The following is an 8,409-nucleotide window of genomic DNA, read 5'->3' as shown; positions in this document are numbered from 1 at the left end:
CGAAGTCGTGGGTGCCGCCGGCGGAGTCGGTGCGGATGAGGGTCTTGCGCCCTCGCCGGTACTTCTTCGGTAGCTGGGCGAGGGCGAGCTGGGTGGTGGTGATGTGGTCGGCGGCGGTGTTGGAGCCCGCGTTGCCCGGTCGCAGGAGGGCGGCGACGGGTTCTCCGGTGCCGCCTGGTCCGTGGTCGACGAACGCCATGAGGGGGTGGTGGCCATAGGTCTTCTTCCAGGTCGCGGCAGCGTCCTGTTTCTCCGAGTGCGCGATCACGAGAACACCGTCGAGGTCGACCGTGACCTGACCGTCGACGTCCGGGGCGTTCCCGCCCGCCAGTGACCAGACCCGGTTGCGGGCTTCGGCCCGTGCGGACCGGATGGCTTGGAGGGCTGTGTCGCCGGAGGTGGCAAGAGCGTCGATCAGGCGGGAGACGGTCGGGTCGGAGGCGACCGGGCCGAAGACGGCCGGCTCACAGCGCAGTATCGCGACGTCCGCGAGGCAGTCCCCGCCCTGCGCGACCGCCAGCGCGACGTCCATGAGGGCCTTGCCGGGATCGTGGACGGCCCGGGGCTTCCGCCACGGAGCCAGGGCTGCGGATATGGCCTGGTCAAGACCGGTCTTGCGGGCCGTCTCCACGAGCAGGACCGACCCGGCCTGCGAGACGACCTGACGACCGTCGTCCTGGACACGGGCACGCGGGTAAGAACCGATAGAGTGCTTCACCTGGAAAGTGCTCTTTTCCTTGCAGCGAACTGGACCCTCAGCAAGTCCTATCGTTGCAGGTCAAGAGCACTTTCTGCGTTCCTGATCAACCTCCGGACAGCCCACCGCGTGAAAGCGCGAGGCTAGGAAGTGCCGATGCGGTGCAGGCACACTGCGAACCTTACGGACCGGAGCCCCCCCCGCCTACGCGCAGCGCCTCTTCGACACCCGGCGGCCTTGTTCGCCTGTGCCTGGGCGATCTCGATTGCGGTGGCGCGCACGGCGTCCTCGCTGACCGGCTGGTCGATGATGCCGGCGGCTGCGGCGCTGGATCTGACGGGGCAGCCCGAGGTCGAACCGGAGGTGGAGGCCGAGGGGCTGGACGACCGCATCGCCGAAGTGCGGACCATAGGCCCGTTCGAGGGCATGCTGGGCGTCGCGATCGGCGTGGAGGGCAACGTCCTGCCCGAGTACGAGATCAGCAAGGACGGCACGGCCATGGTCATCGAGGTCTCCGAGCCCGAGTCGCAGGACGAACCCACGGAGCTCTGACCCCGGACCGCTGCACGGCCGGCGCCGTCGAGCAGACCGGCCGCACTGCCGTGAGGCCCTCGGGCCGATCCCGTCGCTCCCCGTGGAACCCTCACCTTCGAGGGCGCCACGGGGAGTCGGGATCGGCTACCGGCTCGTGGGGGCCGCCAGGAGAGCGGAGACCCCAGCCGGCGCGGAAGCGCTCGCAGGAGGCGGCGACCGGTCGCGGGACGCGGAGTGCGGACCGGGCCGGGCTCTCGGCGGTGACCCCGGCCCCCTCCCCACGCCACCTGCGTCCCGGGGAGGGGCGGCAGCGTCTGTCGCTGTTGCGCAGAGCGTCAGCGTGATGGTGCCCGGCGCATCGCTACAAGGCCTTGTAGTAGCGGGTGAGAGGTAGCGCGGTGTATCCGGCCTTCTCGTAGGTTCTACGCGCGGGAGCATGTCCCGGGTCGCCGCCGGTCCAGATCGAGACCAGGCTCACCCCGGCCTCCCGCATCCAGTCGGTCGCGAACTCCGTCAGCGCCGTGCCGATGGAGTGCCCCTGGTGATCGGGGTCGACGGCCAGAAGCTCAATGGCGCCGGCGTCGCCGTCCTGAGCCAGCACCACAGCGACGAACCCGACGATCCTCGATCCGGTGTCGGCGACCCAGACGCGGGCCCTGCCGTCCGTGCAGGCCGCTTCGACCTCACCGCGCTGGGAGGCTCGCCAATCCGGGTACTGCCGATGGAAGACCTCCGGACCCAGCACAGTGGCGAAGCTCTCGTAGACAGGGACCCAAGCGCGCAGGGACAGGTCGACCACCGCACTGAGGTCCGCCGCACGGAACGGCCGCACTCGTACCTGCATCTCTCGCTCCCCGCCCCGGCCGATGCACGGCCCACGTGATCTCTCCTGCCATGATCGCAACACACGCCGGCCGGCGAAAGGGAGTTCACCGGGGGCGGGCCAGCCCGCCCCTGCTCTGCGGCGCAGCTGCCTCCTGGCCCTCGGCGCTGACGCGGTCGCGGCGCTGATCACCCGGCTGCGCTGACGGCTTGTTCCCACTGTCGACCGGCCGCGAGGTGACGCCGGTGCGCGTGCCGTTGGCCCCGCCGGGGGCGGGAAGAGGCCACTGGGAGAAGGCAAGCACCGGGGGCCACCCGGCGGCGGGCGCCCTGGCAGGGGGAACCGGGGTACCCGTCTCGCACGACCGTCCGGGTGGGACCGACTGGGTGCCCGGTGCGGGCTTGTGGCGGGATCGGTCCACCCGGGGCCGATCCGGGTGTCGGCTCGGACGGCCCGGGCAAGGAGCACCCGCCAGGTCGTCGACGACCGCCAGGAGCCGTTCGGACTCGCGCCGGTTGTCGGCGACGTGCCCCTGGTTGCGAACGCCGAACCCGCGGGCCGCATGGTGCGCCACGTCCCGGGGCCGGCGGTCAGCGCTGTGACCATGGTGGAGAACAGGGCGTCCGCGGAGAAGTCGGACAGCTGCGCGATGCGCACGGCGTGGCGACGGATCTCGGCCCGCGGGAGTACCTCCATCCGGGCGCGTAGCGGGTCTCGTCGAGCAGCTGCCGGTAGACAGGCGATTCGACGTCGCGGTGCATGCCGGCATAGCGCTTGCGACACCACGTTCCTCCGACGTCGCCGCCTAGTCAGGCGGACCCGCCGCTCACGTTCACCGCGCTACCGCCGCCTCAGTTCGGTGAGGTCGCCGGAGACAGGGCGAGGGGTCGTCATGTGGGCTGCTCCTGCGCTGCGTTGCCCGCACGGGCGAGCGATCCTCGGCTACGGTGACCACAACCGGACAGCAGTGTCCGGTTGTGGTCCCGGGGCGTGCGACGACCACCGGGCGCACACGGCCGTCCGCTGGGCGGACACGTGCGCGTCTCGAGTCGGTGTCGCCCCCGTACACCTGGACAGGAAGCGAGTCTCCATGCGATACCGCCCGATCGCCCCGCTGGCAGCCATTGCCATGACCAGCACGCTGCTCGTCACCGGATGCGGCACCGGTACAGCGGACACCCCAGGCGGGGCGACACCCGCCACGACGGGCCGCGCGGTTGAGGCCCAGGAGGTCATGCGGCTGACCGAGCCGCACCCCGAGACGGGGATGACCCTGTTGGAAGGCCCCACGTTCGGCCCGGACGGCCGTTTGGTCGTCGTTGACGTCACCGCACCCGAGGGCGAGCCCAAGGTGATGGCGGTGGAGCTCGCGGACGGCAGCGTGGAAGCTCTCCACACCGAGGGCGGCGCCTACACCTCGGCTCAGTTCAGCCCGTACGACGGACGGCTCTACCTCAGCGACTACGCCGCCGGTGAGATCGTGAGCCTGGCACCGGACGGCGGTGACGCGCAGACGTTCTTCTCCGAGCCGGTCGACGGTGCCCGTATGAAGCCCGACGACGTCGCCTTCGACGAGGCGGGCAACCTCTACGTCAGCGACTCGCTCGGCCTCTCCGAGGGCGAGAACCACGGCCGGGTCGTGCGGATCAGCCGCGACGGCACGGAGAGCGCCGTCCTGGCCGACAACCTGGCCGCGACGAACGGGATCTCCTTCGACGCGGCCTACGACGGACTGTGGTTCAGCGAACTCACCGCCAACCGGATCTCCTACCTCGGCGTCGACCCGGAGGGCGACGTGACCTCCCGGCACACGGCGATCCGCGTGGACGGCGGTGTCGCGCAGACCGACTCCATCGCCGTGGACGCCGACGGCAACCTCTACGTGGGGCTGCACGGCCGACCGGCCATGGTCGTCTACTCCCCGAACGGCGAGCGGATCGCGACGGTGGAGGTCCCGCCCGGCACCGAAGGGCTGGAGTCGGCGACCAACGTGGCCATCACCCCGGGTGGCACCGCCGCCTACATGACGGTCAGCGGTCCCTCAGGGGGATACCTCTACTCCTTCGACGCCTTCGCCGAGGGCACGCGGCAGTCCAACGGGGGCTGACCCGATCCACCGCTCAGACGCTGAACGGCCTCACCGGTCCCACCTCGACGCCGAGCAGGCGCCAGGCGGCGCGCGCCCGGTGCTCCCGCTCGGAACGGGTGGGGCCGGTCACCGTCACCGAGACCATGGCGACCGCCAGTTCCAGGTCCCGCTCACTCAGGCGGTGACCGGTCGGCAGCCGGGAACGCAGGGCACCCTGGACCCGCTCCGAGAGCGCCATCGCGGGGGGCCGCCCCCCGGGGTTGCCCGCACGGACGCTGTGCAGCAGGCCGATGAACGCGGCCGATCCGGCGAGATGCCAGGTGAGCACGCCGAGCACGTCGCTGAGGGTCGCGCCCTCGGCCTCCGCCGCCTGTTCGACCTCGCGGACGTTCTCTTCCAGGACCGCCGCGACTGCGGAGGCCCGGTCGGGAAGGTGCCGGTAGAGCACGGCCTGTCCGACCCCCGCCCTGCGCGCGATCGCGGAGAGCGGCGCCTCCAGGCCGTGCTCCGCGAACACCTCCCGCGCAGCCGCGACCACCGCAGCCCGGTTGCGGGCGGCCGCCCGAGGGCCCTCGTTCGTGGGCCGTCGCGTCTCCCGGTCCGTGTGCTCCGCCATTCCGGCAGCCTAGCCCTCCGCCATGTTCGCGGGGCCGCCACGGGCCCAACGGGCCCGGCATCCGGAACCTCGCCACCGGGCCGCGGTCAGGTACAGCCCTGCCTGCCCCGAGACCAGCACGCCCCCGAGGGCGTCCCGCGTTCTCACGCCCTCCAGGTAGCCGACCGAACCGCCGCAGCACGGACCCACCGGCGACGGGTCGACGCCGAGGGCACCTGCGGTGAAGCGACGTGCGTCCTGCCGTGCCGGCGCGCAGAGCACCGTGGGCGGGACCGCCCGTGTCGGTACGTCACGCGCTTGCTGCGACGGTCCCTGCCGCCGCGGCCGTAGCGCTGGACGGCACGAGGTACCCACTCACGGCTCGGAGCTTCTCTCGGGTCTCCTCGAGCTCCCGGTCGGGATCGGAGGCTTCCACCACACCGGCGCCGGCACGCAACCAGGTCTGCCCACCGCGACGCAGGACTGTGCGCAGCACAAGCGCGGCGTCCAGGGTGCCGTCGGCGTCCAGCCGTACCACCGCGCCGCTGTACAGTCCGCGGGGTTCCCCCTCCGCGCGGTCGATGGTCGGCAACGCCGCCAGTTTGGGTATTCCCGAGGCGGTGACGGCGGGGAACAGCGCGGCGAGAGCGTCCCAGCTGTTGCGGCCCGCCGCGAGCGTCCCTCTGAGGCGTGAGGCGAGGTGCTGTACGCTCCCCCGCTCTTCCACCGACATGAAGTCTTCCGTGCGCACGGACGCGGGCTCGCAGACGGCGTCCAGTTCCTCCTGCACCAGGCGGACGGAGACGGCGTGCTCGTACACCTCTTTGGGGTCGCGGTGCAGTTCCTCGCGGCGGGCCGCGTCGGCCCGGGCTTCACCGGTCAACGCCCGGGTGCCGGCCAGCGGTTGGGCGGTCACCAGACCATCGACATCGACGCGTGCCACGATTTCCGGGCTGAAGCCGGCGGCCTCCCAGCCGCCGTGCCGTAGCAGGAACGACCTTGCCGGCTGGTGGCTGCGGCGGCCCGCGACGTAGGTTGCGGGGAAATCGACCTGGCCGTGGACGGTGACGGGGCGGGAGATGATCGCTTTGGCCAGTGCCCCGGTGCGGATCTCGCGGACCGTTTCGGCGACCGCATCACGGTAGCGTTCGGCCCGCTGGTCGAGATCGACGGTGAGGCGGTCGTCCGCGGGTTCGAGCGGGGCGGCTTCGGCGGCTCGGAGGCGCGCCTCCAGACGGTCGAGGGCATGTTCGTCAGGGGCACGGAGCACAGCACCGGATGCGGTCATCTCGACCTCGTACTGCGGAACCACGAATCGGGCGAGCGGCCCTGCTTCGGCCCCGTGCTCTGACGGCCCGTCTGCGTGGTACCGGTGGATAAGCTCGTAGGCGACCCACCCATGCGATGTCACCCCGGCTCCTGCTGCGCAGGTTCGGAGGAGCCGGCCCGCGGTGGCCAGCGGATGCGCTCCGGCGGGGAGTTCGACTGGTTCGGCGTCCCCGCGGTGCAGGGTGGCTCGTGCCGCGGACACTTCGACCACGGCCAACTCTCCTTCGCTCCACACCACCGAACCGGGCTGCTCGTAGAGGAGGTACGGCGCATCGGTGGTTGCAGCGAGCGCCGCCGCGACCGTGACCGGGTCGCCGGCGAGGGCGAGCGCACGCTCGGCTGGGAAGAAGGTCACTGGGGCTCACTTTCGAGGGTGTCGGGCTGCGTCGGCTGTTTGCGCGGGTCACATGCCGGGGTCGGATGGTTCCGCTTCGTGCCGGGTGCCGGCGGCGGCTCTGCGCTCGGGACTCGGCCAGGTCGATCGGGCCGGTCGGGCCCGGATCGCCGCGAGCGTTCCCCGTGGTTCCGGCAGGGCGCCGGTCCGGGTGACACGTGTGGGCCGAGAGCCATCAAAGCCATAATGAAAACGATTGTCAATCGCAAGTCAGGTGCTGCCACATGGCCGGCCTGGCGCCGCATGGGCAATGCCCCGGCGGTCGACACTTCACCGCGTCAATCTGCCGATCTCCGGAGACCCGGGAACCCCGCCCGCACTCACCAGGCTGCTGGCCATGCCCGCCTCCTCGCCCAGCTGTTCCAGGCTGAGGTTCTCCCAGTCGTAGCTGTCCGTGGTGGTGCGTACGACCTCCCCGCCACGGAGCACCTTCCAGGTCGTGTGCCACCGCATCACTTGCCCCTCGACCTGCTCGGCCCGGGTCCACCACTCGTAGGTCTGGTCGCCGATCGACTCGCGCAGCATGCGGAAGGGGGGCACGGTCCGCGCTCTGGCGACCCCCATCAGCTCCACCACGATCGGGCCGCCCCGCGGCAGCCGCTCCCGCAGTTCCGCCCAGAGTCGGACGCGTTCGCGCTGCGTCAGGTGACCCACCACTCCGAAGATGACGACCGCGCTGACCGTGTCGGGCAGGCGGAGGTGCTGTGCGGGCTCCGCCACCACGGTCACCCGGTCCCGAAGCGCCGGATCGGAGAAGACCCTGCTGGTGAGCATCGCGCGCATCGGGGTCGAGGGTTCGGCGGCGACGATGGGGACGCCCGGCAGGGCGCGGGCGATGACCTCGGTGATCCTGCCGGTGCCGGCGCCTATCTCGACCACCGGGCCCCGCGTGGTGTCGACGCCGGCCAACGCTGTGGTGAGCGGTCCCGCGCTGGTCCGCACATGCCGGGCGGCGACCATCTCGTAGAACTCGGCGGAGGCGGTGTAGTAGTCCGCGACCATACTGGTGACGTCCTTCCGTTCAGGGGGTGCTGGGCCAGGTGCGCGCTGCGGCCACGGAGCGGACGCCGAGGTCCCGGGCCACGGCCTCGGCCAGCCGGACGCGCTGCGGCACGAGGAAGAAGTGGCCGCCCTCGAAGGGGCTGAGTGCCAGTGGTCGGCTCGTCACCGCCGCCCAGGTCTCCGCCTGCGCGGTACCGCACTCGGGGTCCGCGGTGCCGTGGTACACGCTGACCGGGCAGCTCAGTGGCGGCTCGACCGACGGCCGATACGTCTCGATGACCCGGTAGTCGGCACGGACGTACCGGAGGATGCCGGACCGCAGCTCGGGGTCGGCCAGTACCTCCCGGGGGGTGGCCCCGTACCGGGTCAGCTCGGCGAGCAGCACCTCGTCGTCGGCACGGTGGATCTCGCCCACCGCGGCGGCGTGGGGCGCGGCACGTCCGGCGACCAGGAGCCGCATCGGTTCGGGCAGCCCCCGTCGGCGGAGTTCCAGGGCCACCTCGTATGCCACCGCGCTCCCCATGCTGTGGCCGAAGAGCGCAAGAGGGCGGTCGAGCAGCGGTAGCAGCACGTCCACCACCGCGTCCACCAGTTCCGCCATCGACTCGACCACGGGGTCGAGCACGCGGTCCTCCCGGCCCGGGTACTGCACGGTCGCGTACTCGATGCCGTCGGGGAGCAGCCGCTGCCACGGGCGGAACGAGGAGGCCGCACCGCCGGCGTGCGGGAAGCACACCAGGCGCCTGCCCGCCTCCGGCCGCGCGGCGGGCCTGCGCAGCCACGACGCGCGGGATGTCTCTCTCACCATTGTTCTCCTGTCACTAACGCGGGCACGGCGGCGCAGAGCGGCGGAGGAAGAGCGATACCGAACCCGATTTCCGCAACCTCGGCGACCTCGGCCACCACTGTCGAATACGACAGGGCCCTGCGTCAAGTTTTCGTTGGC

At 71.6% G+C, this 8,409-nt stretch carries 8 protein-coding genes; 2 read left to right on the top strand and 6 right to left on the bottom strand.

What is annotated here, in order from left to right; all coding sequences use genetic code 11:
• On the bottom strand, positions 1-718 hold a 718-nt coding region (locus HCJ92_RS02635; RefSeq protein ID WP_338053984.1), incomplete at its 3' end, for a transposase.
• A 249-nt stretch (positions 719-967) separates the two neighbouring features.
• On the opposite strand from HCJ92_RS02635, the gene HCJ92_RS24255 reads away from it, so the two are divergent.
• Entirely contained in the window at positions 968-1,249 is a 282-nt protein-coding gene (locus tag HCJ92_RS24255; RefSeq protein WP_209310635.1) for a hypothetical protein, read from the top strand.
• A 343-nt stretch (positions 1,250-1,592) separates the two neighbouring features.
• Here the strand turns inward: HCJ92_RS24255 and HCJ92_RS02620 are convergent, their stop codons facing one another.
• Entirely contained in the window at positions 1,593-2,075 is a 483-nt protein-coding gene (locus HCJ92_RS02620; RefSeq protein ID WP_167931731.1) for a GNAT family N-acetyltransferase, read from the bottom strand.
• A 1,069-nt stretch (positions 2,076-3,144) separates the two neighbouring features.
• Between HCJ92_RS02620 and HCJ92_RS02615 the strand changes: the two genes are divergently transcribed.
• On the top strand, positions 3,145-4,161 hold the full coding sequence (locus HCJ92_RS02615; protein WP_167931730.1) for an SMP-30/gluconolactonase/LRE family protein: 1,017 nt from the start codon (positions 3,145-3,147) through the stop codon (positions 4,159-4,161).
• A 13-nt stretch (positions 4,162-4,174) separates the two neighbouring features.
• On the opposite strand, the gene HCJ92_RS02610 is transcribed toward HCJ92_RS02615, so the two are convergent.
• From HCJ92_RS02610 to HCJ92_RS02595, 4 genes are all read right to left on the bottom strand, one after another.
• On the bottom strand, positions 4,175-4,759 hold the full coding sequence (locus tag HCJ92_RS02610; protein ID WP_167931729.1) for a TetR/AcrR family transcriptional regulator: 585 nt from the start codon (positions 4,757-4,759) through the stop codon (positions 4,175-4,177).
• Positions 4,760-5,048: 289 nt separating this feature from the next.
• Complete coding sequence (locus HCJ92_RS02605; RefSeq protein WP_167931728.1) at positions 5,049-6,422, bottom strand: salicylate synthase; 1,374 nt, start codon at positions 6,420-6,422, stop codon at positions 5,049-5,051.
• Positions 6,423-6,731: 309 nt separating this feature from the next.
• Positions 6,732-7,463, bottom strand: a complete 732-nt coding sequence (locus HCJ92_RS02600) for a class I SAM-dependent methyltransferase (protein ID WP_167931727.1) — start codon at positions 7,461-7,463, stop codon at positions 6,732-6,734.
• 19 nt (positions 7,464-7,482) lie between these two features.
• Positions 7,483-8,271 carry a thioesterase II family protein gene (locus tag HCJ92_RS02595; RefSeq protein ID WP_167931726.1) on the bottom strand — a complete coding sequence of 263 codons (789 nt, stop codon included), beginning with the start codon at positions 8,269-8,271 and terminating at the stop codon, positions 7,483-7,485.
• Between the last annotated feature and the right edge of the window lie 138 nt (positions 8,272-8,409).

Origin of the sequence: Streptomyces spiramenti (assembly GCF_012034385.1) — a bacterium.
Lineage (GTDB): Bacteria > Actinomycetota > Actinomycetes > Streptomycetales > Streptomycetaceae > Streptomyces > Streptomyces spiramenti.
This window is presented reverse-complemented; position numbering and strand designations above follow the sequence as displayed.